The sequence below is a fragment of the Kitasatospora terrestris genome (assembly GCF_039542905.1).
Classification (GTDB): domain Bacteria; phylum Actinomycetota; class Actinomycetes; order Streptomycetales; family Streptomycetaceae; genus Kitasatospora; species Kitasatospora terrestris.
In genome coordinates this window covers 3544689-3567686 of record NZ_BAABIS010000001.1, presented here as the reverse complement: position 1 = coordinate 3567686, position 22998 = coordinate 3544689, and the positions used below count along the sequence as shown (strand labels likewise).

General features: G+C 68.4%; 35 protein-coding genes. All 35 read left to right on the top strand.

Annotated features, from left to right (window positions below):
* Window positions 1-30: 30 nt before the first annotated feature.
* The 35 genes from rplB to ABEB06_RS16090 all read left to right on the top strand — a co-directional run bounded on the left by rplB (window position 31) and on the right by ABEB06_RS16090 (window position 22964).
* Window positions 31-867 carry a 50S ribosomal protein L2 gene (gene rplB, locus ABEB06_RS16260; protein ID WP_207810337.1) on the top strand — a complete coding sequence of 279 codons (837 nt, stop codon included), beginning with the start codon at window positions 31-33 and terminating at the stop codon, window positions 865-867.
* A gap of 11 nt (window positions 868-878) precedes the next feature.
* Complete coding sequence (gene rpsS / locus ABEB06_RS16255) at window positions 879-1160, top strand: 30S ribosomal protein S19 (protein ID WP_014136283.1); 282 nt, start codon at window positions 879-881, stop codon at window positions 1158-1160.
* Window positions 1161-1220: 60 nt separating this feature from the next.
* Window positions 1221-1568 carry a 50S ribosomal protein L22 gene (gene rplV, locus ABEB06_RS16250; RefSeq protein WP_345697577.1) on the top strand — a complete coding sequence of 116 codons (348 nt, stop codon included), beginning with the start codon at window positions 1221-1223 and terminating at the stop codon, window positions 1566-1568.
* Complete coding sequence (rpsC, locus tag ABEB06_RS16245) at window positions 1568-2392, top strand: 30S ribosomal protein S3 (RefSeq protein ID WP_345697576.1); 825 nt, start codon at window positions 1568-1570, stop codon at window positions 2390-2392. The genes rplV and rpsC overlap by 1 nt, the downstream gene beginning before the upstream one ends.
* Window positions 2393-2397: 5 nt before the next feature.
* Window positions 2398-2817 (top strand): 50S ribosomal protein L16, encoded by a 420-nt coding sequence (rplP, locus tag ABEB06_RS16240; RefSeq protein ID WP_014136280.1) that lies wholly within the window; start codon window positions 2398-2400, stop codon window positions 2815-2817.
* Window positions 2817-3041, top strand: a complete 225-nt coding sequence (gene rpmC / locus ABEB06_RS16235; protein ID WP_345697575.1) for a 50S ribosomal protein L29 — start codon at window positions 2817-2819, stop codon at window positions 3039-3041. Before rplP ends, rpmC begins: the two co-directional genes overlap by 1 nt.
* Window positions 3041-3313, top strand: coding sequence for a 30S ribosomal protein S17 (gene rpsQ, locus ABEB06_RS16230; RefSeq protein ID WP_253797170.1), 273 nt, complete (start codon window positions 3041-3043; stop codon window positions 3311-3313). The genes rpmC and rpsQ overlap by 1 nt, the downstream gene beginning before the upstream one ends.
* Window positions 3314-3412: 99 nt before the next feature.
* Window positions 3413-3784 (top strand): 50S ribosomal protein L14, encoded by a 372-nt coding sequence (rplN, locus tag ABEB06_RS16225; protein ID WP_345697574.1) that lies wholly within the window; start codon window positions 3413-3415, stop codon window positions 3782-3784.
* A gap of 15 nt (window positions 3785-3799) precedes the next feature.
* Entirely contained in the window at window positions 3800-4111 is a 312-nt protein-coding gene (gene rplX / locus ABEB06_RS16220) for a 50S ribosomal protein L24 (RefSeq protein WP_033214113.1), read from the top strand.
* Window positions 4111-4680 carry a 50S ribosomal protein L5 gene (gene rplE, locus ABEB06_RS16215; RefSeq protein WP_345697573.1) on the top strand — a complete coding sequence of 190 codons (570 nt, stop codon included), beginning with the start codon at window positions 4111-4113 and terminating at the stop codon, window positions 4678-4680. The genes rplX and rplE overlap by 1 nt, the downstream gene beginning before the upstream one ends.
* 3 nt (window positions 4681-4683) lie before the next feature.
* Window positions 4684-4869: a type Z 30S ribosomal protein S14 gene (locus ABEB06_RS16210; RefSeq protein ID WP_008747480.1), complete on the top strand. Its 186-nt coding sequence runs from the start codon at window positions 4684-4686 to the stop codon at window positions 4867-4869.
* 267 nt (window positions 4870-5136) lie between these two features.
* Window positions 5137-5544, top strand: coding sequence for a 30S ribosomal protein S8 (rpsH, locus tag ABEB06_RS16205; protein WP_030055831.1), 408 nt, complete (start codon window positions 5137-5139; stop codon window positions 5542-5544).
* Window positions 5545-5566: 22 nt separating this feature from the next.
* Window positions 5567-6106, top strand: coding sequence for a 50S ribosomal protein L6 (gene rplF, locus ABEB06_RS16200; protein WP_345697572.1), 540 nt, complete (start codon window positions 5567-5569; stop codon window positions 6104-6106).
* A 3-nt stretch (window positions 6107-6109) separates the two neighbouring features.
* Window positions 6110-6493: a 50S ribosomal protein L18 gene (gene rplR, locus ABEB06_RS16195; RefSeq protein WP_253797177.1), complete on the top strand. Its 384-nt coding sequence runs from the start codon at window positions 6110-6112 to the stop codon at window positions 6491-6493.
* Between the two features lie 48 nt (window positions 6494-6541).
* Complete coding sequence (gene rpsE / locus ABEB06_RS16190; RefSeq protein ID WP_030457410.1) at window positions 6542-7162, top strand: 30S ribosomal protein S5; 621 nt, start codon at window positions 6542-6544, stop codon at window positions 7160-7162.
* Window positions 7162-7344 (top strand): 50S ribosomal protein L30, encoded by a 183-nt coding sequence (gene rpmD, locus ABEB06_RS16185; RefSeq protein WP_014136270.1) that lies wholly within the window; start codon window positions 7162-7164, stop codon window positions 7342-7344. Before rpsE ends, rpmD begins: the two co-directional genes overlap by 1 nt.
* Before the next feature lies 1 nt (window position 7345).
* Entirely contained in the window at window positions 7346-7798 is a 453-nt protein-coding gene (gene rplO / locus ABEB06_RS16180) for a 50S ribosomal protein L15 (RefSeq protein ID WP_345697571.1), read from the top strand.
* Window positions 7799-8029: 231 nt separating this feature from the next.
* Window positions 8030-9337, top strand: a complete 1308-nt coding sequence (gene secY, locus ABEB06_RS16175) for a preprotein translocase subunit SecY (RefSeq protein WP_345697570.1) — start codon at window positions 8030-8032, stop codon at window positions 9335-9337.
* The gene (locus ABEB06_RS16170; protein WP_345697569.1) at window positions 9337-9990 is read left to right on the top strand and encodes an adenylate kinase; all 654 of its coding nucleotides are present in this window, start codon (window positions 9337-9339) and stop codon (window positions 9988-9990) included. The genes secY and ABEB06_RS16170 overlap by 1 nt, the downstream gene beginning before the upstream one ends.
* Window positions 9991-10099: 109 nt before the next feature.
* Complete coding sequence (gene map, locus ABEB06_RS16165) at window positions 10100-10936, top strand: type I methionyl aminopeptidase (protein WP_345697568.1); 837 nt, start codon at window positions 10100-10102, stop codon at window positions 10934-10936.
* Between the two features lie 54 nt (window positions 10937-10990).
* Window positions 10991-11413 (top strand): large conductance mechanosensitive channel protein MscL, encoded by a 423-nt coding sequence (gene mscL / locus ABEB06_RS16160; RefSeq protein WP_345697567.1) that lies wholly within the window; start codon window positions 10991-10993, stop codon window positions 11411-11413.
* Between the two features lie 136 nt (window positions 11414-11549).
* Window positions 11550-11771 (top strand): translation initiation factor IF-1, encoded by a 222-nt coding sequence (gene infA, locus ABEB06_RS16155; RefSeq protein WP_003956442.1) that lies wholly within the window; start codon window positions 11550-11552, stop codon window positions 11769-11771.
* Between the two features lie 35 nt (window positions 11772-11806).
* Window positions 11807-11920: a 50S ribosomal protein L36 gene (gene rpmJ, locus ABEB06_RS16150; protein ID WP_003956441.1), complete on the top strand. Its 114-nt coding sequence runs from the start codon at window positions 11807-11809 to the stop codon at window positions 11918-11920.
* 174 nt (window positions 11921-12094) lie between these two features.
* A complete protein-coding gene (gene rpsM, locus ABEB06_RS16145) occupies window positions 12095-12475 on the top strand; it encodes a 30S ribosomal protein S13 (protein ID WP_345697566.1) in 381 nt (126 codons plus the stop codon).
* 72 nt (window positions 12476-12547) lie between these two features.
* Window positions 12548-12955, top strand: coding sequence for a 30S ribosomal protein S11 (rpsK, locus tag ABEB06_RS16140; RefSeq protein ID WP_345697565.1), 408 nt, complete (start codon window positions 12548-12550; stop codon window positions 12953-12955).
* A gap of 116 nt (window positions 12956-13071) precedes the next feature.
* Complete coding sequence (locus ABEB06_RS16135; RefSeq protein ID WP_030457404.1) at window positions 13072-14094, top strand: DNA-directed RNA polymerase subunit alpha; 1023 nt, start codon at window positions 13072-13074, stop codon at window positions 14092-14094.
* A 129-nt stretch (window positions 14095-14223) separates the two neighbouring features.
* Entirely contained in the window at window positions 14224-14688 is a 465-nt protein-coding gene (rplQ, locus tag ABEB06_RS16130; RefSeq protein ID WP_345697564.1) for a 50S ribosomal protein L17, read from the top strand.
* Window positions 14689-14808: 120 nt separating this feature from the next.
* Window positions 14809-15675 carry a tRNA pseudouridine(38-40) synthase TruA gene (gene truA / locus ABEB06_RS16125; protein ID WP_345697563.1) on the top strand — a complete coding sequence of 289 codons (867 nt, stop codon included), beginning with the start codon at window positions 14809-14811 and terminating at the stop codon, window positions 15673-15675.
* An 83-nt stretch (window positions 15676-15758) separates the two neighbouring features.
* Entirely contained in the window at window positions 15759-17435 is a 1677-nt protein-coding gene (locus tag ABEB06_RS16120) for an ABC-F family ATP-binding cassette domain-containing protein (RefSeq protein WP_345697562.1), read from the top strand.
* A 207-nt stretch (window positions 17436-17642) separates the two neighbouring features.
* Window positions 17643-18086 carry a 50S ribosomal protein L13 gene (rplM, locus tag ABEB06_RS16115; protein ID WP_345697561.1) on the top strand — a complete coding sequence of 148 codons (444 nt, stop codon included), beginning with the start codon at window positions 17643-17645 and terminating at the stop codon, window positions 18084-18086.
* A 47-nt stretch (window positions 18087-18133) separates the two neighbouring features.
* Window positions 18134-18637 (top strand): 30S ribosomal protein S9, encoded by a 504-nt coding sequence (gene rpsI, locus ABEB06_RS16110; protein ID WP_345697560.1) that lies wholly within the window; start codon window positions 18134-18136, stop codon window positions 18635-18637.
* Between the two features lie 146 nt (window positions 18638-18783).
* The gene (gene glmM, locus ABEB06_RS16105) at window positions 18784-20148 is read left to right on the top strand and encodes a phosphoglucosamine mutase (RefSeq protein ID WP_345697559.1); all 1365 of its coding nucleotides are present in this window, start codon (window positions 18784-18786) and stop codon (window positions 20146-20148) included.
* 130 nt (window positions 20149-20278) lie between these two features.
* Window positions 20279-21394, top strand: coding sequence for a LamG domain-containing protein (locus ABEB06_RS16100; protein WP_345697558.1), 1116 nt, complete (start codon window positions 20279-20281; stop codon window positions 21392-21394).
* 243 nt (window positions 21395-21637) lie between these two features.
* A complete protein-coding gene (locus ABEB06_RS16095; RefSeq protein WP_345697557.1) occupies window positions 21638-22429 on the top strand; it encodes a glycosyltransferase family 2 protein in 792 nt (263 codons plus the stop codon).
* 4 nt (window positions 22430-22433) lie between these two features.
* A complete protein-coding gene (locus ABEB06_RS16090; protein WP_345697556.1) occupies window positions 22434-22964 on the top strand; it encodes a hypothetical protein in 531 nt (176 codons plus the stop codon).
* The last annotated feature ends 34 nt before the right edge of the window (window positions 22965-22998 follow it).

Genomic DNA, 22998 nt, shown 5'->3' with positions numbered 1-22998 from the left:
TCGTGATCGTCGATTAGGACGAGGACTAAAATGGGTATCCGCAAGTACAAGCCGACTACGCCGGGCCGCCGTGGCTCCAGCGTGGCCGACTTCGTCGAAATCACGCGGTCCACGCCGGAGAAGTCGCTGGTTCGCCCCCTGCACAGCAAGGGCGGCCGTAACAACGCCGGTCGTGTCACTGCTCGCCACCAGGGTGGCGGTCACAAGCGCGCCTACCGCGTGATCGACTTCCGTCGTCACGACAAGGACGGCGTGCCGGCCAAGGTCGCGCACATCGAGTACGACCCGAACCGCACCGCGCGCATCGCGCTCCTGCACTACGCGGACGGCGAGAAGCGCTACATCATCGCCCCGCGCGGCATCACCCAGGGTGACCGGATCGAGAACGGCGCTGGCGCCGACATCAAGCCGGGCAACAACCTGCCGCTGCGCAACATCCCGGTCGGTACCACCATCCACGCGGTGGAGCTCCGTCCCGGCGGTGGCGCCAAGCTGGCCCGCTCCGCGGGTTCCGGCATTCAGCTGCTGGCTCGTGAGGGCAAGATGGCGCACCTGCGCATGCCCTCCGGTGAGATCCGCCTGGTGGACGCGCGCTGCCGCGCGACCGTCGGCGAGGTCGGCAACGCCGAGCAGTCGAACATCAACTGGGGCAAGGCCGGCCGTATGCGCTGGAAGGGCGTCCGCCCGACCGTGCGTGGTGTGGCCATGAACCCGATCGACCACCCGCACGGTGGTGGTGAGGGTAAGACCTCCGGTGGTCGCCACCCGGTCTCGCCGTGGGGCAAGCCCGAGGGCCGCACCCGTCGCCCGAACAAGGCGTCGGACAAGCTCATCGTGCGCCGCCGCAAGACCAACAAGAAGCGCTAGGAGCAGGTCAGATGCCGCGCAGTCTCAAGAAGGGCCCCTTCATCGACGACCACCTTCAGAAGAAGGTGGACGTGCAGAACGAGGCGGGCACGCAGAACGTCATCAAGACCTGGTCCCGTCGTTCCGTGATCTCCCCGGCCATGCTGGGCCACACGATCGCGGTCCACGATGGCCGCAAGCACGTCCCGGTGTTCGTCACCGAGTCGATGGTCGGCCACAAGCTCGGCGAGTTCGCTCCCACGCGCACCTTCAAGGGGCACGTGAAGGAAGACCGCAAGTCGAAGCGTCGCTAGTCGCTCCGCGAGCTTTAGCGCCAGAACGACTCAATGACTTACTCCATTAAGGGGACAACCATGGAAGCCAGGGCCCAGGCGCGGTACATCCGCGTCACGCCCATGAAGGCCCGCCGCGTGGTGGACCTCATCCGTGGCCTCAACGCCACGGAGGCCCAGGCCGTCCTGCGTTTCGCTCCGCAGGCCGCCACCGTGCCGGTCGGCAAGGTGCTCGACAGCGCCATTGCCAACGCCGCGCACAACTACAACCACAGCGACGTGAACAGCCTCTACATCTCCGAGGCCTACGTCGACGAGGGTCCGACCCTGAAGCGGTTCCGTCCGCGCGCCCAGGGCCGCGCCTACCGGATCCGCAAGCGGACCAGCCACATCACCGTGGTCGTCAGCAGCAAGGAAGGGACCCGGTAATGGGCCAGAAGGTTAACCCGCACGGGTTCCGCCTCGGCATCAGCACGGACTTCAAGTCCCGCTGGTACGCCGACAAGCTGTACAAGGACTACGTCAAGGAAGACGTCGCCATCCGGCGTCTCATGACGAAGGGCATGGAGCGCGCCGGCATCTCCAAGGTCGAGATCGAGCGCACCCGTGACCGCGTCCGCGTGGACATCCACACCGCCCGCCCGGGCATCGTGATCGGCCGCCGTGGTGCGGAGGCCGACAAGATCCGCGGCAACCTCGAGAAGCTGACCGGCAAGCAGGTCCAGCTGAACATCCTCGAGGTCAAGAACCCCGAGCTGGACGCCCAGCTCGTGGCTCAGGGTGTTGCTGAGCAGCTGTCCTCCCGCGTCTCCTTCCGTCGCGCCATGCGCAAGAGCATGCAGTCGACGATGAAGGCCGGTGCCAAGGGCATCAAGGTTCAGTGCTCCGGTCGTCTCGGCGGCGCCGAGATGAGCCGTTCGGAGTTCTACCGCGAGGGCCGTGTGCCGCTGCACACCCTGCGCGCGAACGTCGACTACGGCTTCTTCGAGGCCAAGACCACCTTCGGCCGCATCGGCGTGAAGGTCTGGATCTACAAGGGCGACGTCAAGAACATCGCCGAGGTCCGCGCTGAGAACGCCGCTGCCCGCTCGGGCAACCGCCCGGCCCGTCCCGAGGGTGGTCGTCCCGCCCGCGGTGGCGAGCGCCGCGGTGGCGAGCGCGGTGGCCGTGGCCGCCGTCCCGCCGCTGCCGAGGCCCCCGCGGCCCCGGCCGTCGAGGCGCCGGCTGCTGAGAACACCGGAACGGAGGCCTGACCGACATGCTGATCCCCCGTCGGGTCAAGCACCGCAAGCAGCACCACCCGAAGCGCCGCGGCGCCTCGAAGGGTGGCACCGAGCTGGCGTTCGGCCAGTTCGGCATCCAGGCCGTGACCCCGGCCTACGTGACGAACCGTCAGATCGAGTCCGCTCGTATCGCGATCACCCGTCACATCCGTCGTGGCGGCAAGGTCTGGATCAACATCTACCCGGACCGCCCGCTGACCAAGAAGCCGGCCGAGACCCGCATGGGTTCCGGTAAGGGTTCGCCGGAGTGGTGGATCGCGAACGTGCACCCGGGTCGGGTCATGTTCGAACTGTCGTACCCGAACGAGAAGATTGCCCGCGAGGCGCTCACGCGTGCCGCGCACAAGCTTCCGATGAAGTGCCGGATCGTTCGGCGCGAGGACGGTGAGAGCTGATGTCGGCCGCTACCAAGGCTGCTGAGCTTCGCCAGCTGGACAACGAGGGTCTCGTTGCCAAGCTGCGTGAGGCCAAGGAGGAGCTGTTCAACCTCCGCTTCCAGGCGGCGACCGGGCAGCTCGACAACCACGGCCGGCTCCGGCTGGTCCGTAAGGACATCGCGCGGATCTACACCCTGATGCGCGAGCGCGAGCTGGGCATCGAGACGGTGGAGAACGCCTGATGACTGAGAACACCAACGAGACGCGCGGTTTCCGCAAGACCCGCGAGGGTCTCGTCGTCAGCGACAAGATGGACAAGACCGTCGTCGTCGCCGTCGAGGACCGCGTCAAGCACGCGCTGTACGGCAAGGTCATCCGCCGTACCAGCAAGCTGAAGGCGCACGACGAGCAGAACGCGTGCGGCATCGGCGACCGTGTCCTCCTCATGGAGACCCGGCCGCTGTCCGCGACGAAGCGCTGGCGCGTCGTCGAGATCCTCGAGAAGGCCAAGTAACGAAGCCGATGAGGTACGGCCGTATGTGCACCAGGTCCACGGATGCTGGTGTGAGCAGCGGCCGGCCCGTCGACTCTCGTTGACGATCAGGAGAAAGCTGTGATCCAGCAGGAGTCGCGACTGCGTGTCGCCGACAACACGGGTGCCAAGGAGATTCTCTGCATCCGCGTTCTCGGCGGCTCCGGTCGTCGCTACGCCGGTATCGGGGACGTCATCGTCGCGACCGTCAAGGACGCGATCCCCGGTGGTTCGGTGAAGAAGGGTGACGTCGTCAAGTGCGTCGTCGTCCGCACCGTCAAGTCGCGTCGTCGTCCGGATGGCTCGTACATCCGCTTCGACGAGAACGCCGCCGTCGTCATCAAGAACGCTGATGGCGACCCCCGCGGTACCCGCATCTTCGGCCCGGTGGGCCGCGAGCTGCGCGACAAGAAGTTCATGAAGATCATCTCGCTTGCGCCGGAGGTGCTCTAACCCATGGCGAACAGCATGAAGATCAAGAAGGGTGACCTGGTCCAGGTCATCACCGGCAAGGACAAGGGCAAGCAGGGCAAGGTCATCCAGGCCATCCCCGCTGAGAACAAGGTCCTCGTCGAGGGTGTCAACCGGGTCAAGAAGCACACCAAGCCGGGCCCCGGCACCCAGGGTGGCATCGTGACCGTCGAGGCCCCGGTGCACGTCTCCAACGTCCAGCTGGTCGTGGAGAAGGACGGCAAGAAGGTCGTCACCCGGGTCGGCTACCGCTTTGACGACCAGGGCAACAAGATCCGCGTTGCCAAGCGGACCGGTGAGGACATCTGATGTCTGAGACGACTGTTGAGAAGGTGACCCCCCGTCTCAAGGAGCGTTACAACTCCGAGATCAAGGGTCAGCTGCACGAGCAGTTCTCGTACGAGAACGTCATGCTGATCCCCGGCCTGGTCAAGGTCGTGGTCAACATGGGTGTCGGCGAGGCCGCCCGTGACAGCAAGCTGATCGAGGGTGCCATCAAGGACCTGACCGCGATCACCGGTCAGAAGCCGGCCGTCACCAAGGCCCGCAAGTCCATCGCGCAGTTCAAGCTGCGCGAGGGCCAGCCGATCGGTGCCCACGTCACCCTCCGTGGTGACCGCATGTGGGAGTTCGTGGACCGTCTGGTGTCGCTGGCCCTGCCGCGTATCCGTGACTTCCGCGGCCTCTCGCCGAAGCAGTTCGACGGCCGTGGCAACTACACCTTCGGTCTCACCGAGCAGGTCATGTTCCACGAGATCGACCAGGACAAGGTCGACCGTCAGCGCGGTATGGACATCACCGTCGTGACCACCGCTCAGACCGACGATGAGGGCCGGGCGCTGCTGCGCGCTCTGGGCTTCCCGTTCAAGGAGGCGTGAGCCATGGCGAAGAAGGCCCTTATCGCTAAGTCCGAGCGCAAGCCGAAGTTCGGCGTCCGGGCGTACACCCGGTGCCAGCGCTGCGGCCGTCCGCACTCGGTGTACCGCAAGTTCGGCCTGTGCCGTGTGTGCCTCCGTGAGATGGCGCACCGCGGCGAGCTGCCGGGCGTGACCAAGAGCTCCTGGTAATCCAGCAGCCCTAGGCACCGCACACGCGAAGCAGGCGTGCCCGGCTCCACCGCTTTTGGGTTCCCGCCAGGGATCCCGTAAGGTAGTGGGGTCGGGCCCCCTGCCGCGGCATCTCCATGGATGCTCGCGGCTCTCCTTTGAGGGCTCGCACCCATGTCTTACTACGTCGTAGGTCCCCTGCGCTTGTGCCCCTTTCGCACTCTTGTCCGAGTGCGCGGAGGGGGACCTGGTGCGGAGAAACCACGGCGGGAGAGGCCTGAGGCCACCATGACCATGACCGACCCCATCGCAGACATGCTCACGCGTCTGCGTAACGCGAACTCGGCGTACCACGACTCCGTGGCGATGCCGGCCAGCAAGATCAAGGCGCACGTCGCCGAGATCCTGCAGCAGGAGGGGTACATCTCCTCCTACAAGGTTGAGGAGCCCGTCGAGGGCGAGGTCGGCAAGAAGCTGACCATCGAGCTCAAGTTCGGCCCCAACCGTGAGCGCTCCATCGCCGGCATCAAGCGCATCAGCAAGCCGGGTCTGCGCGTTTACGCAAAGTCCACCAACCTGCCGAAGGTCCTCGGCGGCCTGGGCGTGGCGATCATCTCCACGTCCTCGGGTCTCCTCACGGACAAGCAGGCCGCCAAGAAGGGCGTAGGCGGAGAAGTTCTCGCCTACGTCTGGTAATTCGGGAAACGGAGGTACAGCAATGTCTCGCATTGGACGGCTGCCCATCTCGGTTCCCGCCGGCGTGGACGTCACCATCGATGGCCGCGAGGTGTCGGTGAAGGGCCCCAAGGGCACCCTCACCCACGTCGTTGCCGCGCCGATCGAGGTCGGCAAGGGCGAGGACGGCACCCTGCTCGTCTCCCGCCCCAACGACGAGCGGCAGTCGAAGGCCCTGCACGGCCTGACCCGCACGCTGGTGGCGAACATGATCACCGGCGTGACCGCGGGCTACCGCAAGTCGCTGGAGATCAGCGGTGTTGGTTACCGAGTCACGGCGAAGGGCTCCGACATGGAGTTCGCGCTGGGCTACAGCCACCCGATCCTGGTCCCCGCGCCGGAGGGCATCTCCTTCGTCGTCGAGTCGCCGACCAAGTTCCACGTGGACGGCATCGACAAGCAGAAGGTCGGCGAGGTCGCCGCTAAGATCCGCAAGCTGCGCAAGCCCGACCCGTACAAGGCCAAGGGCGTCAAGTACGCGGGCGAGGTCATCCGCCGCAAGGTCGGAAAGAGTGGTAAGTAAGCGATGAGCGTCTCTGTCAAGATCGGCAAGGGCAACGCCTACAAGAGCGCCGCTCGCAAGCGCCGCGCGATCCGCGTTCGCAAGCGCGTCGTCGGCACCGAGGTGCGTCCGCGCCTCGTCGTGACGCGTTCGAACCGCCACATGGTCGCCCAGGTCATCGACGACGCCAAGGGTCACACCCTGGCGTCGGCGTCCACCCTCGACGTGTCCATCAAGGGCACCGAGGGCGACAAGACCGAGCTGGCCAAGAAGGTCGGAAGCCTGGTCGCCGAGCGTGCCAAGGCCGCCGGCGTCGAGTCGGTCGTCTTCGACCGCGCGGGCAACCGGTACGCCGGCCGCATCGCCGCCCTGGCGGACGCGGCCCGTGAGGCCGGGCTCGACTTCTAAGCCGCTCGTCGACTCTGTCGACGGACGTAAACGAGAGAGGTAATTCCAATGGCTGGACCCCAGCGCCGCGGTAGCGGCGCCGGCGGCGGCACGGGTGGCGAGCGGCGCGACCGTAAGCGCGACGAGCGGGGCGGCGCCCCGGTCGCCGAGAAGACCGCTTACGTCGAGCGCGTTGTCGCCATCAACCGTGTGGCCAAGGTTGTCAAGGGTGGTCGTCGTTTCAGCTTCACCGCGCTGGTCGTGGTGGGCGACGGTGACGGCACCGTGGGTGTCGGTTACGGGAAGGCGAAGGAGGTTCCGGCCGCCATCGCCAAGGGCGTTGAGGAGGCCAAGAAGAACTTCTTCAAGGTTCCCCGTATCCAGGGCACCATCCCGCACCCGATCCAGGGCGAGAAGGCCGCTGGCGTCGTGCTCCTGAAGCCGGCTTCCCCCGGTACCGGTGTTATCGCCGGTGGCCCGGTGCGTGCCGTCCTGGAGTGCGCCGGCGTTCACGACATCCTGTCGAAGTCGCTCGGCTCGGACAACGCGATCAACATCGTGCACGCCACCGTGGCCGCTCTGAAGGGTCTCGTGCGCCCCGAGGAGATCGCTGCCCGTCGTGGCCTGCCCCTGGAGGACGTGGCCCCGGCCGCGCTGCTCCGGGCCCGTGCGGCTGGGGTGAGCGCCTGATGGCTCGCCTGAAGGTCACCCAGACCAAGTCGTACATCGGTAGCAAGCAGAACCACCGTGACACCCTCCGTTCGCTCGGCCTCAAGCGGCTGAACGACACCGTGGTGAAGGAGGACCGCCCGGAGATCCGCGGCATGGTCCACACCGTTCGTCACCTCGTCACGGTCGAGGAGGTGGACTGACATGGGCGACAACCCGATCAAGATCCACAACCTGCGCCCGGCCCCCGGCGCCAAGACCGAGAAGATCCGCGTCGGTCGTGGTGAGGGTTCCAAGGGTAAGACCGCAGGTCGTGGTACCAAGGGCACCAAGGCCCGTTACCAGGTTCCGGAGCGCTTCCAGGGTGGCGCCATGCCGCTCCACATGCGCCTCCCGAAGCTGAAGGGCTTCAAGAACCCGGCCCACAAGCAGTTCCAGGTCGTGAACCTGGACAAGCTGGCCGAGCTCTACCCGAACGGTGGCGAGGTCACCGTGGCCGACCTGGTCGCCAAGGGCGCCGTTCGCAAGAACGAGCTCGTCAAGGTGCTGGGCCAGGGCGAGGTCTCCGTGGCGCTGCAGGTGACGGTCGACGCCGTCTCCGGCTCCGCCGCCGAGAAGATCGCCGCAGCCGGCGGCTCGGTCACCGAGCTGCTCTGACGCCAAGCGCAGACACCGGGCCCCGCGCCCTCCTTCCAGGGGGTGCGGGGCCCGGTGTCGTATGCGCGTGATTCTCGTGTCAAATCCGGGCAAGCCGTACCCCGTCAGTGGGGGAGCGGGCGTCCACGCTTCTGTGGACAGGCCGGGCACTGTTAGAGTCCGTGAAGTTCACTATCCCCACATCAGGACCGACCCTTCCGCCGACGACGCGCGGGAGGCGCAGGAGGCACCGTGCTCAGTGCGTTCGCGCGGGCGTTCCAGACGCCCGACCTGCGCAAGAAGCTGCTGTTCACGCTGGGCATCATGGTGCTGTTCCGGCTGGGCGCCCACATCCCCGTACCCGGCGTCAACTTCACCGCGGTCAACGCGTGCGTGAAGGACACCAAGCAGGGGCTGTTCGGGCTCGTCAACCTGTTCAGCGGCGGCGCGCTGCTGCAGTTGACGATCTTCGCCCTCGGCATCATGCCGTACATCACGGCCAGCATCATCCTCCAGCTCCTCACCGTGGTCATCCCGCGGCTCGAGGCGCTGAAGAAGGAGGGCCAGGCCGGTACCGCGAAGATCACCCAGTACACCCGCTACCTGACCATCGCGCTCGCGGTGCTCCAGGGCACCGGCATCCTCGCGACCGCGTCCAGCGGCGCGCTGTTCTCCGGCTGCCAGTACGCGAGCGACATCGTGCCGGACACCTCGGTCTTCCGGATCGCCACCATGGTGATCATCATGACCGCCGGCACCACCGTGATCATGTGGCTGGGCGAGCTGATCACCGACCGCGGTATCGGCAACGGCATGTCCATCCTGATCTTCACCTCGATCGCGGCGGGCTTCCCCGGTTCGATGTGGGCGATCAAGCAGTCCGGCAAGCTGCTGGACGGCTGGGGCGAGTTCTTCGCGGTCGTCGCGGTCGGCATCATCGTCGTCTGCCTGGTCATCTTCGTGGAGCAGGCACAGCGTCGGATCCCGGTCCAGTACGCGAAGCGCATGATCGGCCGCCGTGCGTTCGGCGGCACCTCGACCTACATCCCGCTCAAGGTGAACCAGGCCGGTGTGATTCCGGTCATCTTCGCCTCGTCGCTGCTGTACATCCCTGCGCTGGTCGTACAGCTGACCAACTCCCAGGCCGGTTGGGCCACCTGGATCCGGACCAACTTCGTCCGCGGTGACCACCCGATCTACATGCTCACGTACTTCGTGCTGATCGTGTTCTTCGCCTTCTTCTACGTCGCCATCTCCTTCAACCCCGAAGAAGTTGCCGACAATATGAAGAAGTATGGTGGGTTCATCCCGGGCATCCGGGCCGGCCGCCCCACGGCCGAGTACCTGAACTACGTGCTCACCCGCATCACGTGGCCGGGTTCGCTCTACCTGGGCCTGATCGCCCTCATCCCGATGATCGCCCTGGTCGCCTTCGGACAGCAGACCAACTTCCCGTTCGGCGGCACCTCCGTCCTCATCGTCGTAGGCGTTGGACTCGAAACTGTGAAGCAGATCGAGAGCCAGCTCCAGCAGCGCAATTACGAAGGGTTCCTCCGCTGATGCGAATCGTCCTCGTCGGACCCCCCGGGGCCGGGAAGGGTACTCAGGCGCACGTTCTGGCCAAGACCCTGTCCATTCCCCACATCTCCACCGGAGACCTGTTCCGCGCCAACATCAGCCAGGGCACCAAGCTGGGCCTTGAGGCGAAGGCGTACATGGACGCGGGTCGCCTGGTGCCGGATGAGGTCACCATCGGGATGGCCAAGGACCGGATGCTCCAGGAGGACGCCGCGAACGGCTTCCTGCTGGACGGCTTCCCCCGCAACCTCGGCCAGGCCAAGGCCCTGGACGAGATCCTGGCCACCGAGGGCATCGCCCTCGACGGTGTGCTCGACCTGGAGGTCCCCGAGGACGAGGTCGTCAAGCGGATCGCCGGCCGCCGGCTCTGCCGCACCAACGGCGCCCACGTCTTCCACGTGGACTACAACGCGCCGAAGACCGAGGGCGTCTGCGACGAGTGCGGCGGCGAGCTGTACCAGCGCTCGGACGACACCGAGGAGGCCGTGCGGGTCCGGCTGGAGGAGTACCACTCCAAGACCGAGCCGATCATCGGCTACTACCAGGAGCAGGGCCTCCTGGTGACCATCTCCGCCCTGGGGAAGGTCGACGAGGTGACCGAGCGCGCGGTCGCCGCCCTCAAGAAGAACGACTGACGCACGACGTCGCCGGACGGCCGGGAAGCCCAGTGGGGCTTCCCGGCCGTCCGTGCGTCGTACCGTTGGTAGCGAAGCAGACGAGAAGCAGACGGAAGGCGTTGACCAGATGGTGGAGATCAAGACCCCCGAGCAGATCGCGAAGATGCGGGCGGCCGGGCTGGTCGTCGCCGAGGCGCTGAAGGCGTGCCGGGAGGCGGTGGCCCCGGGCATCACCACCCAGGACCTGAACGACATCGCCGACAAGGTCATCACCGACCACGGCGCCACCTCGAACTTCCGCGCCGACCACGGCGGCCTGTGGTTCCCGGGCGTGATCTGCGCCTCGGTGAACGAGGAGGTCGTCCACGGCATCCCCGGCGAGCGGGTGCTCCGCGAGGGCGACCTGATCTCGATCGACTGCGGCGCGATCCTGGACGGCTGGCACGGCGACGCGGCGATCACGGTCGCGGTCGGCGCCACCGCCCAGGAGAACGAGATGCTCTCCCGGGTCACCGAGGGCTCCATGTGGGCCGGCATCGCCCAGATGAAGAAGGGCAACCGGCTGGTCGACGTCTCCCGGGCGATCGAGGGCTTCATCCGCCGCCAGCCGCTGCCGCCCAAGGGCAAGTGGGGCATCACCGAGGGGTACGGCGGCCACGGCATCGGCACCGCGATGCACATGGAGCCGCACGTGCTGAACTACGTCGCCGGCCGCGGCAAGGGCATGAAGCTGGTGCCCGGCACCGTGCTGGCGATCGAGCCGATGGTGAGCCTCGGCACTCCGCACACCACCGTGCTGGAGGACGACTGGACGGTCGTCACCGACGACGGCACCTGGGCCTCGCACTGGGAGCACTCGGTGGCCGTCACCGAGCAGGGCCCGCTGGTGCTGACCGCCTTCGACGGCGGGAAGGCGGAGCTGGCCAAGCTCGGCGTGCAGGCGGCTCCTGACCCGCTCGGCTAGCCGGTATCGTCTCTGGTTCGAAGACCAGGGACGAATCAGGCAGGGGAGCGAGCAGTGCTCAAGGGTTTCCGCGACTTCATGATGCGCGGCAACGTGATCGACATGGCCGTCGGTGTGGTGATCGGTGCGGCCTTCACCGCCGTCGTCACCGGCTTCGTCTCGGCCTTCCTCACCCCCCTCGTGGGTGTGGTGGTCGGGGCGGCCGGCGACTTCAGCTCGTACAAGTTCACGGTGGCGAGCGTCACGTTCCCGTACGGACAGTTCCTGAACGTGCTGATCGCGTTCACGATGACCGCCGCGGTGCTCTACTTCTGCGTGGTGCTGCCGGTGACCAAGGCCACCGAGCGCTACCTGCCGAAGAAGCCGAAGACCCCCAAGCGCCCGTGCCCCGAGTGCCTGACCGAGATACCGCAGGCCGCCCGCCGCTGCTCGGCCTGCACCGCGCACGTGGAGCCGGTGGCAGCGACCGCTCTCTGAGCGTGTAGCATGGACTGTCGGCTCTCTCGTAGCGTGTTTCGGCACGCCCTCATCCCTGCCGGGACGAGGTGAAGCCTGGTTCGCACGAGCGTTCCGCATACGGTAGCCGGACCCCGAAGGGTGGATCTCGCAGTTCATGGCTAAGAAGCAAGGCGCCATTGAGATCGAGGGCACCGTGATCGAGTCTCTTCCGAACGCGATGTTCAAGGTCGAGCTGCAGAACGGTCACAAGGTCCTCGCGCACATCAGCGGCAAGATGCGCATGCACTACATCCGCATCCTCCCGGATGACCGGGTCGTCGTGGAGCTCTCTCCCTACGACCTGACCCGCGGCCGGATCGTCTACCGATACAAGTAAATCGCTCCAGATCTAGACCCCGGAGAACCTGAATCATGAAGGTCAAGCCGAGCGTCAAGAAGATCTGCGACAAGTGCAAGGTGATCCGCCGCCACGGCCGGGTCATGGTGATCTGCGACAACCTGCGCCACAAGCAGCGCCAGGGCTGATCCTCGCCCCAGCATTTCTCGTAGTACTTCGCGCGACGCGCACAACGTCATAAGCGGGCCGCCCGATCCGTTCCCCGAACGGACTGCCACCCCCGGTCAGAGGCCGGGGCTCCTTGTCGAGAGACATCGAGTAGGCGGCACGCAAGACCTCTGAAAGAACCACAGGAGCCATGAATGGCACGCCTTTCCGGCGTTGATCTCCCCCGCGAGAAGCGGATCGAGATCGCCCTCACCTACGTCTACGGCATCGGCAAGACCCGCGCGCAGCTGGCGCTGGCCGAGACCGGCGTGAACCCGGACATCCGCGTCCGTGACATCACCGAGGACGACCTCGTCAAGCTGCAGAAGTTCGTGGACGCGAACTTCGAGGTCGAGGGTGACCTCCGCCGTGCCGTCGCCGCCGACATCCGCCGCAAGGTCGAGATCGGCTGCTACGAGGGTCTGCGTCACCGTCGCGGCCTGCCGGTCCGCGGTCAGCGCACCCACACCAACGCGCGTACCCGCAAGGGCCCGCGTCGCGCGATCGCCGGCAAGAAGAAGCCGGGCAAGAAGTAGTCCGTCCCGTAACCGGACATCCCTCCGGCCCGCGGGTTAGCGGACCGACCACCTCAGTAGGAGAACAGACTTATGCCCCCCAAGGGTCGTCAGGCTGCCGGCGCGAAGAAGATCCGCCGCAAGGAGAAGAAGAACGTCGCTCACGGGCACGCCCACATCAAGAGCACGTTCAACAACACCATCGTTTCGATCACCGACCCGCAGGGCAACGTGATCTCCTGGGCCTCGGCCGGCCACGTCGGTTTCAAGGGCTCGCGCAAGTCCACCCCGTTCGCCGCGCAGATGGCCGCCGAGGCCGCTGCCCGTCGCGCGATGGAGCACGGCATGCGCAAGGTCGACGTCTTCGTCAAGGGCCCGGGTTCCGGCCGCGAGACCGCGATCCGTTCGCTGTCCGCCACCGGCATCGAGGTCGGCTCGATCCAGGACGTCACCCCCACCCCGCACAACGGCTGCCGTCCGCCGAAGCGCCGCCGCGTCTGACGCCGTAGCGCCGCGTTGAAACCTCGTACGGGGTCCTGTTTCCCACAGGACCCCGTACGCTTGAGTCCATCGGCATCAAATAGTGGGTGCCGAAGACAACTGGAGGATCCAGAAACATGCTGATCGCTCAGCGTCCCTCGCTGACCGAAGAGGTCGTCGACGAGTTCCGCTCGCGGTTCGTGATCGAGCCGCTCGAGCCGGGCTTCGGCTACACCCTCGGCAACTCCCTGCGTCGCACCCTGCTGTCGTCGATCCCCGGTGCCGCCGTCACCAGCATCCGGATCGACGGCGTCCTGCACGAGTTCACCACCGTGCCGGGCGTCAAGGAGGACGTGACCGACCTCATCCTCAACATCAAGCAGCTGGTCGTCTCCTCTGAGCACGACGAGCCGGTCGTGATGTACCTGCGCAAGCAGGGCCCGGGTGTGGTCACCGCCGCCGACATCGCGCCCCCGGCCGGTGTCGAGGTGCACAACCCCGAGCTGGTCCTCGCCACGCTGAACGGCAAGGGCAAGCTGGAGATGGAGCTGACCGTCGAGCGCGGTCGCGGCTACGTCTCCGCCGTGCAGAACAAGGCTTCCGGCCAGGAGATCGGCCGCATCCCGGTCGACTCGATCTACAGCCCCGTGCTGAAGGTCACCTACAAGGTCGAGGCCACCCGTGTCGAGCAGCGGACCGACTTCGACAAGCTCATCGTCGACGTCGAGACCAAGCCCGCCATGCGCCCCCGTGACGCCATGGCCTCGGCCGGCAAGACCCTCGTCGAGCTGTTCGGCCTCGCCCGCGAGCTGAACGTCGACGCCGAGGGCATCGACATGGGCCCGTCCCCGACGGACGCCGCCCTGGCCGCCGACCTGGCGCTGCCGATCGAGGAGCTGGAGCTCACCGTTCGGTCGTACAACTGCCTCAAGCGCGAGGGCATCCACACCGTGGGTGAGCTCGTCGCCCGCTCCGAGGCCGACCTGCTCGACATCCGCAACTTCGGTGCGAAGTCGATCGACGAGGTCAAGGCGAAGCTGGCCGGCATGGGCCTGGCCCTCAAGGACAGCCCGCCCGGGTTCGACCCGACCGCCGCCGCCGACGCCTTCGGCGCCGACGACCTGGACGACCAGGGTTACGCGGAGACCGAGCAGTACTGAGTTTGAACCGTCGGAACGGCCGCTTCGGCGGCCGTTCCCGCGGGTCGATGCAAGTCCTGGGAGCACAGTGCGCCCAGGCCCGCTGCGGTACCTGGTACGGCCGCAGTAGGAGATCCAAGGAGTAATTCCATGCCGCGTCCCACCAAGGGTGCCCGCCTCGGCGGCGGCCCGCACCACGAGCCGCTGCTGCTCGCCGGTCTGTGCCGGGAGCTCTTCCAGTACGGCCGCATCACCACGACCGAGGCCAAGGCCCGTCGGATGCGCCCGCTGGCGGAGAAGCTGATCACCAAGGCGAAGAAGGGCGACATCCACAACCGTCGCCTGGTGCGCAAGACCATCACCGACGTGTCGGTGCTGCACACCCTCTTCACCGAGATCGCGCCGCGCTTCGAGAACCGCCCGGGTGGCTACACCCGCATCACCAAGATCGGCACCCGTCGTGGCGACAACGCCTCGATGGCCGTGATCGAGCTGGTCGAGGGCGAGATCGCCACCAAGGCGACCGTTGCCGAGGCCGAGGCCGCCGCCAAGCGCGCGGTCAAGGAGGCCGAGCAGGCCGAGGCCACCGAGGCCACCGAGGCCGAGCAGGCCTGACGCCTTCGGGCGTCGCCGCTTTGGGCGTTGCTGCGGGCCCGTTCTCCCATCCGTGGGGGAGCGGGCCCGTTCCTTCTCTCTGGAGTAGATGTGGTCACTGATTGCGCCGAGCAGCCCCCCGTGAAGGACGGCCCCGCCGACGGGTACGTCCGGATCCGGCTGGACCTCGCCTACCACGGGGCCGAGTTCTCCGGCTGGGCGCGGCAGCGCGGGCGGCGCACCGTCCAGGAGGAGATCGAGAGCGCGCTGCAGGTCGTCACCCGCAGCTCCGAGTCCTTCCCGCTGACCGTGGCCGGCCGCACCGACGCCGGCGTGCACGCCCGCGGCCAGGTCGCGCACGTCGACCTGCCGGTCGAGCTGTGGGCCGCGCACGGCGAGAAGCTGCTGCGCCGGCTCGCCGGACGGCTGCCCGGCGACGTCCGGATCTACCGGGTCGCCGAGGCGCCGCACGGCTTCGACGCCCGCTTCTCGGCGATCTGGCGGCGGTACGCCTACCGGGTCGCCGATCACCCCGGCGGGGTCGACCCGCTGCTGCGCGGGCACGTGCTGTGGCACGACCGGCCGCTGGACGTCGAGAAGATGAACGCCGCGGCGAAGCTGCTGCTCGGCGAGCACGACTTCGCCGCGTACTGCAAGAAGCGCGAGGGCGCGACCACCATCCGCACCCTGCTGGAGCTGCACTGGGACCGGGTGCCGGTCGACCCGTACGCGGCGCAGGAGGGCTCGCTGGCGGTGGCCACCGTCCGGGCGGACGCCTTCTGCCACAACATGGTGCGGGCGCTGGTCGGCGCGATGCTGCTGGTCGGCGACGGGCACCGGCCGGTGGAGTTCCCCGGCGAGGTGCTGGCCGGCGGGGTGCGCAACTCCGCGGTCAACGTGATCCGGCCGTACGGGCTGACCCTGGAGGAGGTCGGCTACCCGGCCGACGACCAGCTGGCCGCCCGCAACAGGGCGGCCCGCCGGCTGCGCACCCTGCCCGGGAGCTGACCGGCGTGTGAGGTGCCTCACTCCTGCGGGTGGCGGGAAAAGCCGTTTGGAGCCGCCGCGGGGGTCCGGGCACAATCGCGACCATGGGACACGTCGAGATTTCGCACCTTGAGTACTACCTGCCGGACGGGCGGGTGCTGTTCGACGACGCGTCCTTCCGGGTCGGCGAGGGCTCCGCGGTCGCCCTGGTGGGCGCCAACGGCGCGGGCAAGACCACGCTGCTGCGCATGATCGCCGGCGACGTGCAGCCGCACGGCGGGTCGGTGACGGTCACCGGCGGGCTCGGCGTGATGCGCCAGTTCGTCGGCACCACCGGCCGGGAGGACACCAGGGCCGCGGCCGACGGCGAGGGCGGCCCGGGCGCGCTGCCCGCCGACGCCTCGGTGCGCGACCTGCTGGTCTCGGTCGCCCCGGCCCGGATCGCCGCCGCCGCCCGCACGGTCGACGCGGCCGAGCTGGCGATGATGGCGCAGGACGACGAGAAGACGCAGATGGCCTACGCCCAGGCGCTCTCCGACTGGTCCGACGCCGGTGGCTACGAGTACGAGGCCGACTGGGACGTGTGCACCATGGCCGCGCTCGGCATCCCCTTCGACAAGGCGCAGTGGCGCGGGCTGAACACCCTCTCCGGCGGCGAGCAGAAGCGGCTGGTGCTGGAGGCGCTGCTGCGCGGCCCGGACGAGGTGCTGCTGCTCGACGAGCCGGACAACTACCTGGACGTACCGGGCAAGCGCTGGCTGGAGCAGGCCATCAAGGCGACCTCCAAGACGGTGCTGTTCATCTCGCACGACCGCGAGCTGCTCTCCACCACCGCAGACAAGATCATCAGCGTGGAGTCCGGCGCGGCCGGCTCCAGCGTCTGGGTGCACGGCGGCGGCTTCGACTCCTTCCACGACGCCCGCCGGGCCCGCTTCGAGCGCTTCGAGGAGCTGCGCCGCCGCTGGGACGAGGAGCACGCCAAGCTGAAGAAGCTGGTGCTCACCCTGCGGCAGGCGGCCGCGGTCAGCCACGAGATGGCCTCGCGGTACGCGGCCGCGCAGACCCGGCTGAAGAAGTTCGAGGCGGCGGGCCCGCCGGAGGCTCCGCCGCGCGAGCAGTCGATCTCCATGCGCCTGAAGGGCGGCCGCACCGGCGTGCGGGCCTTCACCATGGAGCAGCTGGAGCTGACCGGCCTGATGAAGCCCTTCGACCTGGAGGTCTTCTACGGCGAGCGGGTCGCGGTGCTGGGCTCCAACGGCTCCGGCAAGTCGCACTTCCTGCGGCTGCTGGCCGGCGACGAGAGCGTGAGGCACGGCGGCAGCTGGAAGCTCGGCGCCCGCGTGGTGCCGGGCCACTTCCGGCAGTCCCACGCCCATCCGGAGCTGCTGGGACGCACGGTGCGCTCGATCGTGGAGGAGGAGCACGCGCTCAGCCGGGGCGCCGCGATGGGGGCGCTGCGCCGCTACGAGCTGGACCGGCAGGAGGAGCAGAAGTTCGAGTCGCTCTCCGGCGGCCAGCAGGCCCGGCTGATGATCCTCAAGCTGGAGCTGTCCGGCTCGACCGCGCTGCTGCTGGACGAGCCGACCGACAACCTGGACCTGGAGAGCGCCGAGGCGCTGCAGCAGGGCCTGGAGGCCTTCGACGGCACGGTGCTGTGCGTGACCCACGACCGCTGGTTCGCCCGGAGCTTCGACCGCTTCCTGGTCTTCGGCGAGGACGGCCGGGTGTACGAGGCTCCCGAGCCGGTCTGGGACGTGACCCGCGTGGTCCGTGACCGCTGAGTTTGGATTCAGCCCCCTCGCCCCGGTATCGTGGGCCCTTGTTGTGCGTATTGGCTCGCTCCATCTCACGTGAGAGGTCGGTACGCCGGAGACACCAAGGCCGATGACCAGCGGCCCAACCCGATTGCGTCCGGGGCGGGCAAGGCTGATCCCTCGGTCCAGGGAGCTCCTGTCAGACACACTCACTGAAAAGCGAAGGCTACGACCGTGCGTACGTACAGCCCCAAGCCCGGCGACGTCCAGCGTCAGTGGCACGTCATCGACGCGACCGACGTCGTGCTCGGCCGCCTGGCCTCCCAGGCCGCCAGCCTGCTCCGCGGCAAGCACAAGGCGATCTACGCGCCGCACGTTGACACCGGCGACTTCGTCGTCATCATCAACGCTGACAAGGTGCACCTGTCGGGTAACAAGAAGACCCAGAAGATGGCGTACCGCCACAGCGGCTTCCCGGGCGGTCTCCGCTCGGTCCGCTACGACGAGCTGCTCGACAAGAACCCCGAGAAGGCCGTCGAGAAGGCCATCAAGGGCATGCTCCCCAAGAACACCCTGGGCCGTCAGATGCTCTCGAAGCTGAAGGTCTACTCGGGCGACCAGCACCCGCACGCTGCGCAGCAGCCGGTGCCGTTCGAGATCACCCAGGTCGCGCAGTAATTCCGGCCACCAACCCCATCACTGAAAAGCAGGAGCTGAGGAACACCGTGGCCGAGACTGCCATCGAGAGCACCCTCGAGGTCGACTTCGACGAGAACGTCGAGGAGTACACCACCGAGACCGAGTACACCACCGAGTCGCTGGCCGGCCGCTTCGGCGAGGCCGTCCCCGGCGCCGGCCTCGGCCGCCGCAAGGAGGCGATCGCCCGCGTGCGCATCGTCCCCGGCACCGGCCAGTGGAAGATCAACGGTCGCACCCTGGAGAACTACTTCCCCAACAAGGTGCACCAGCAGACCGTCAACGAGCCGTTCAAGCTCCTCGAGCTCGACGGCCGTTACGACGTCATCGCCCGCATCTCGGGCGGCGGCGTCTCCGGTCAGGCCTACGCGCTGCGCCTCGGCGTGGCCCGCGCCCTGAACGAGGCGGACGTGGACAACAACCGCGGCCCGCTCAAGAAGGCCGGCTTCCTGACCCGTGACGCCCGCGCCGTCGAGCGCAAGAAGGCCGGTCTCAAGAAGGCCCGCAAGGCGCCGCAGTACAGCAAGCGCTAATCGCATCCCGCGAGTGCGACTCGTACGCCCCGGAGTACCCCGTGTACTCCGGGGCGTCGTGCTCCCGGCCTTGTGCGGAGGTCGTGGAGTGATTCGATGGAAAGCCGGTCGACGACGGCTGGAACGCTGAGGACAGGACGACAAGCATGGGACGACTCTTCGGAACCGACGGGGTGCGCGGTGTGGCCAACGAGGGCCTGACCGCCGAACTAGCCCTCGGCCTGTCGGTCGCGGCGGCTCACGTGCTCGGCGACGCCGGCGCCTTCGACGGACACCGTCCGGTCGCCGTGGTCGGACGTGACCCGCGCGCCTCCGGAGAGTTCCTGGAGGCCGCCGTGATCGCCGGCCTGGCCAGCGCGGGCGTGGACGTCCTGCGGGTCGGCGTGCTGCCCACCCCGGCCGTGGCGTACCTCACCGGCGCGCTCGGCGCCGACTTCGGCGTGATGCTCTCCGCCAGCCACAACGCCATGCCGGACAACGGCATCAAGTTCCTCGCCCGTGGCGGCCACAAGCTGGACGACGCGATCGAGGACGCGATCGAGGCCCACTACCGGCGCTACGGCGTCGGCGACGACGAGTGGAAGCGCCCCACCGGCGCCGACGTCGGCCGGGTCCGCAGCTACAACGAGGGCTTCGACAAGTACGTCGCCCACCTGGTCGCCGTCCTGCCGAACCGCCTGGACGGCGTCAAGGTCGTCATCGACGGCGCGCACGGCGCCGCCGCCCGGGTCGCCCCGGAGGCCTTCGCCCGGGCCGGCGCGGAGGTCGTCTACACCCTCGGCGCCGAGCCCACCGGCCTCAACATCAACGACGGCGTCGGCTCCACCCACCTGGACAAGCTGCGCGTCGCGATGAAGGAGCACGCCGCGGACCTCGGCATCGCCCTCGACGGCGACGCCGACCGCTGCCTGGCCGCCGACGCGGACGGCAACGAGGTCGACGGCGACCAGATCATCGCGATCCTCGCGGTCGCCATGAAGGAGGCCGGCACGCTGCGCCGCGGCACCGCCGTCGCCACCGTGATGTCCAACCTGGGCTTCAAGCTGGCGATGGAGCGCGAGGGCATCGAGCTGGTGCAGACCGCGGTCGGCGACCGGTACGTGCTGGAGGAGATGAAGCAGCACGGCTTCGCGCTCGGCGGCGAGCAGTCCGGCCACGTGATCCTGCTCGACCACGCGACCACCGGCGACGGCACCCTCACCGGCCTGATGCTGGGCGCCCGGCTGGCGGCCACCAAGCAGTCGCTGGCCGACCTGGCGTCGGTGATGACCCGGCTGCCGCAGGTGCTGATCAACGTCAAGGGCGTGGACAAGAACCGGGTCGAGAGCTGCGAGGAGCTGCAGGCCGCGGTCCGCGAGGCGGAGGCCGAGCTCGGCGCCACCGGGCGGGTGCTGCTGCGCAAGTCCGGCACCGAGCCGCTGGTCCGCGTGATGGTCGAGGCGGCGGACGAGGCCCAGGCGAACGCCGTCTGCGGGCGCCTCGCCGACGCCGTCCGCACCCACCTGGGCTGACGGGCCGACGGTCCCGGCGGTGGCCTGACCGATGGTCAGGCCACCGTAAAGACCCGGAAATGTTTCGATGAAGGGTCTTCACCGGCATCCGCCGTTGGGATGAACGACCGGATGTTCTAGCATCCGGTCTATGACTGACGGTACCCACCAGCCCGACGGGGCTGCCGCGCCCGGCCCGGGCCCCAGTGCCACGCCCCCGGAGCCCTTCCCGGGCGGGCAGCCGCCCGTGCCGCAGCCCGGGTACGGATACCCGCCCCAGCAGGGCGGATACGGGTACCCGTACGAGACCGGCGGCTACGGGTACCCGCAGGGTCAGTACGGTCCGCCGCCCGCGTTCCCGATGCAGTCCGGCCCGCCGACCGAGCCCGACTGGTCGGCGCTGGCGGACGAGGCGGAGGCGGACGCGAAGCGCAAGCGGCGGCGGCTGACCGCCGCGGTGGTGGCCGTCGCGGTGCTGCTCGGTGTGGGCGCCGGTGTGGTGGTGGTGAAGACCCGTCACAGCGGCACCCCGGTCGCCGACCCGAGCTCCTCGGCGAGTGCGAGCGCCTCGGCGTCCGCCGGCGGCGGCGGATCCGCGGCCACCGTGCCGGGCGACGAGAACCTGCTCGCCGACCGGGCCGGCCAGGCACACCTGGCGATGGGCCCGGACGCCCAGGTGGGCAAGGACAAGAACGGGAACGTGCTGCGCCTGCGGAGCAACGGCAACTCCTTCGCGCAGTCCGCCGACCGGCTGGTCGACGTCACCAAGAGCTTCAGCATCTCGGCGTGGGTCTACTGCGAGGCGCCGGCCGGCGCCCGGATGGCCATCAGCGAGGGCGACGGCGTCTCCTACTCCTTCGAGCTGGGCCGCGACGACACCAATGGCAAGAAGGGCTGGGTCTTCCGGGTCCAGACCGCCGACAAGGGCGCTGACAGCACCGCCGTCGAGGTGATGTCGGCGAGTGACACCACGTCGGGTCAGTGGGCGCTGCTCACCGGCACCTATGACGCCTCGTCCAAGACGGTCGCGCTGTACGTCAACGGCGCCCCGGCCGGCACCGCGACGGTGCCCGGCATCTGGGCGGGCCCGGGCCCGCTCCAGCTCGGACGCAGCCGCCACCACGGGATCTGGGGCAACTACTGGGCCGGTGTGCTCGCCAACGTCAAGGTCTGGGACAAGGCGCTGAGCCCCGCTCAGGTGGCAAGCCTGAAGGACGGAAAGGCCGATGCGGGTGCCAAGCCCACCAACGCCTGGTTGGTGGGCTGAGCGAAAAACTCCAGTCTAGCCAATGGCCCGTCAGCCCGCCGTCACAATGTGATCACGCGCGCGTCGAGTGGTGCCCGGAAATGGACTAGGCTTGCCCGCGGTTCGAGTCCAGCGCTCCGTCGTACGCGGTCGTCCACACCGCAGCCCGGTCCGGGACGGAGCGATTGTCGTGGGCGGACGGCATCCGAGGTGGGGACCACCCGGAGCCGGAAACGCCAAGCATCCGCTCCAGGGGGGAGCCACGTGAGTCGTCTGTCGATCGTCATCCCGGCGCTCAACGAAGCCGAGAACCTGCCAACGGTCTTCGACACCATCCCGGTGGCGGAGCTGGAGGCGGCCGGCTGGCAGACCGAGGTGGTCGTGGTGGACAACGCCTCCACCGACGGGACCGCGGACGTTGCCCGGGCCCTCGGCGCCACCGTGGTGTCGCAGCCCCGGCGCGGCTACGGCAACGCCTACCAGGCCGGGTTCGACCGGGCGACCGGTGACGTCATATCCACCGGCGACGCGGACTGCACCTACCCGTTCGACTCGCTGCCCGAGCTGCTGGGCGTCCTGGTCGACCAGGACGTGGAGTTCATGACGACCAATCGGCTCGGCCGCGAGAACCGCTCGGCGATGAAGCGCACCCACACCATCGCCAACCACGCGCTCAGCGCACTCAGCCGCGGGCTCTTCCGCAACGGCCTGCGGGATTCCCAGTCGGGCATGTGGGTGTTCCGGCGCTACGTCTGGGACGGGCTGGACGTCCGCTCGCCCGGCATGGCCTTCTCGCAGGAGATCAAGAACGCGGCGACCCGGGCCGGGTACCGCTACCTCGAAGTGCCGATCGAGTACCGCCCGCGCGGCGGCGAGGTGAAGCTGAAGGCGCTCCCGGACGGGATGGCCAACCTCCGGCAGCTCTTCGAGCACCGGCTCCGGAAGGAGGCCGGGCGACGCACCGAGTCCCCGGGAGCCCTCACCCCGAGGCCGGCCGCGCCGGTGGTCGAGCCCGCTCCGGACAGCACGCTGACCGCGCATTACGAGGCGGTCTGAGCACGTGAGCGAGTCCGCCCGGACCGTCGAGCGGTCTGCGGACCTGCCCGCCGACCCGCCCGCACCGCGGACGGCGGCCCGGCCGCGACGCCGACGGCCGACCGGGAACGGGAGACGCCTGCGCCTGGCGGCCGCCGTCCTGGCCGCCGCGGTCGCGGTGGTCGGGGTGTGCTCGCTGGAGCCCGTGCGAACCGTGCTGGAGCAGTCCTTCACCAAGCAGCAGACCCCTTTCGCGGAGCTGTACTTCACCGCCTCGCCGACCTTCGAGGGCGCCACCGTGGTGGTGCCGCTGGCGCTCAACGACCACGGCACGGGCGCGAAGTCGTACGAGGTGAAGGTGACGCTAGAATCGGCCGACGGCAAGGCGGTGGCCACCACCAGCGTGCCGCTGGTACCGCACGAGGGGGCTCCGGTGCCGATCGTCGTCCGCCTCGACGCCAAGGGCGAGGTGTCGGTGGTGCGCGTCTCTCTGCCCGGTCACCCGCAGAAGCTGCACTACAGGTTCGGAAGCGCCCAGATCAAGGGCAAGCCGTGACCTCCGGACCGCGAACCCTCCGCCCAGGAACCCC

Excerpts from the sequence above, each read along its gene's own strand:
- rplB (WP_207810337.1), top strand. The coding sequence starts at position 31 with ATGGGTATCCGCAAGTACAAGCCGACTACGCCGGGCCGCCGTGGCTCC.
- rpsS (WP_014136283.1), top strand. The coding sequence starts at position 879 with ATGCCGCGCAGTCTCAAGAAGGGCCCCTTCATCGACGACCACCTTCAG.
- rplV (WP_345697577.1), top strand. The coding sequence starts at position 1,221 with ATGGAAGCCAGGGCCCAGGCGCGGTACATCCGCGTCACGCCCATGAAG.
- rpsC (WP_345697576.1), top strand. The coding sequence starts at position 1,568 with ATGGGCCAGAAGGTTAACCCGCACGGGTTCCGCCTCGGCATCAGCACG.
- rplP (WP_014136280.1), top strand. The coding sequence starts at position 2,398 with ATGCTGATCCCCCGTCGGGTCAAGCACCGCAAGCAGCACCACCCGAAG.
- rpmC (WP_345697575.1), top strand. The coding sequence starts at position 2,817 with ATGTCGGCCGCTACCAAGGCTGCTGAGCTTCGCCAGCTGGACAACGAG.
- rpsQ (WP_253797170.1), top strand. The coding sequence starts at position 3,041 with ATGACTGAGAACACCAACGAGACGCGCGGTTTCCGCAAGACCCGCGAG.
- rplX (WP_033214113.1), top strand. The coding sequence starts at position 3,800 with ATGAAGATCAAGAAGGGTGACCTGGTCCAGGTCATCACCGGCAAGGAC.
- rplE (WP_345697573.1), top strand. The coding sequence starts at position 4,111 with ATGTCTGAGACGACTGTTGAGAAGGTGACCCCCCGTCTCAAGGAGCGT.
- ABEB06_RS16210 (WP_008747480.1), top strand. The coding sequence starts at position 4,684 with ATGGCGAAGAAGGCCCTTATCGCTAAGTCCGAGCGCAAGCCGAAGTTC.
- rpsH (WP_030055831.1), top strand. The coding sequence starts at position 5,137 with ATGACCATGACCGACCCCATCGCAGACATGCTCACGCGTCTGCGTAAC.
- rplF (WP_345697572.1), top strand. The coding sequence starts at position 5,567 with ATGTCTCGCATTGGACGGCTGCCCATCTCGGTTCCCGCCGGCGTGGAC.
- rplR (WP_253797177.1), top strand. The coding sequence starts at position 6,110 with ATGAGCGTCTCTGTCAAGATCGGCAAGGGCAACGCCTACAAGAGCGCC.
- rpsE (WP_030457410.1), top strand. The coding sequence starts at position 6,542 with ATGGCTGGACCCCAGCGCCGCGGTAGCGGCGCCGGCGGCGGCACGGGT.
- rpmD (WP_014136270.1), top strand. The coding sequence starts at position 7,162 with ATGGCTCGCCTGAAGGTCACCCAGACCAAGTCGTACATCGGTAGCAAG.
- rplO (WP_345697571.1), top strand. The coding sequence starts at position 7,346 with ATGGGCGACAACCCGATCAAGATCCACAACCTGCGCCCGGCCCCCGGC.
- ABEB06_RS16170 (WP_345697569.1), top strand. The coding sequence starts at position 9,337 with ATGCGAATCGTCCTCGTCGGACCCCCCGGGGCCGGGAAGGGTACTCAG.
- map (WP_345697568.1), top strand. The coding sequence starts at position 10,100 with ATGGTGGAGATCAAGACCCCCGAGCAGATCGCGAAGATGCGGGCGGCC.
- infA (WP_003956442.1), top strand. The coding sequence starts at position 11,550 with ATGGCTAAGAAGCAAGGCGCCATTGAGATCGAGGGCACCGTGATCGAG.
- rpmJ (WP_003956441.1), top strand. The coding sequence starts at position 11,807 with ATGAAGGTCAAGCCGAGCGTCAAGAAGATCTGCGACAAGTGCAAGGTG.
- rpsM (WP_345697566.1), top strand. The coding sequence starts at position 12,095 with ATGGCACGCCTTTCCGGCGTTGATCTCCCCCGCGAGAAGCGGATCGAG.
- rpsK (WP_345697565.1), top strand. The coding sequence starts at position 12,548 with ATGCCCCCCAAGGGTCGTCAGGCTGCCGGCGCGAAGAAGATCCGCCGC.
- ABEB06_RS16135 (WP_030457404.1), top strand. The coding sequence starts at position 13,072 with ATGCTGATCGCTCAGCGTCCCTCGCTGACCGAAGAGGTCGTCGACGAG.
- rplQ (WP_345697564.1), top strand. The coding sequence starts at position 14,224 with ATGCCGCGTCCCACCAAGGGTGCCCGCCTCGGCGGCGGCCCGCACCAC.
- ABEB06_RS16120 (WP_345697562.1), top strand. The coding sequence starts at position 15,759 with ATGGGACACGTCGAGATTTCGCACCTTGAGTACTACCTGCCGGACGGG.
- glmM (WP_345697559.1), top strand. The coding sequence starts at position 18,784 with ATGGGACGACTCTTCGGAACCGACGGGGTGCGCGGTGTGGCCAACGAG.
- ABEB06_RS16100 (WP_345697558.1), top strand. The coding sequence starts at position 20,279 with ATGACTGACGGTACCCACCAGCCCGACGGGGCTGCCGCGCCCGGCCCG.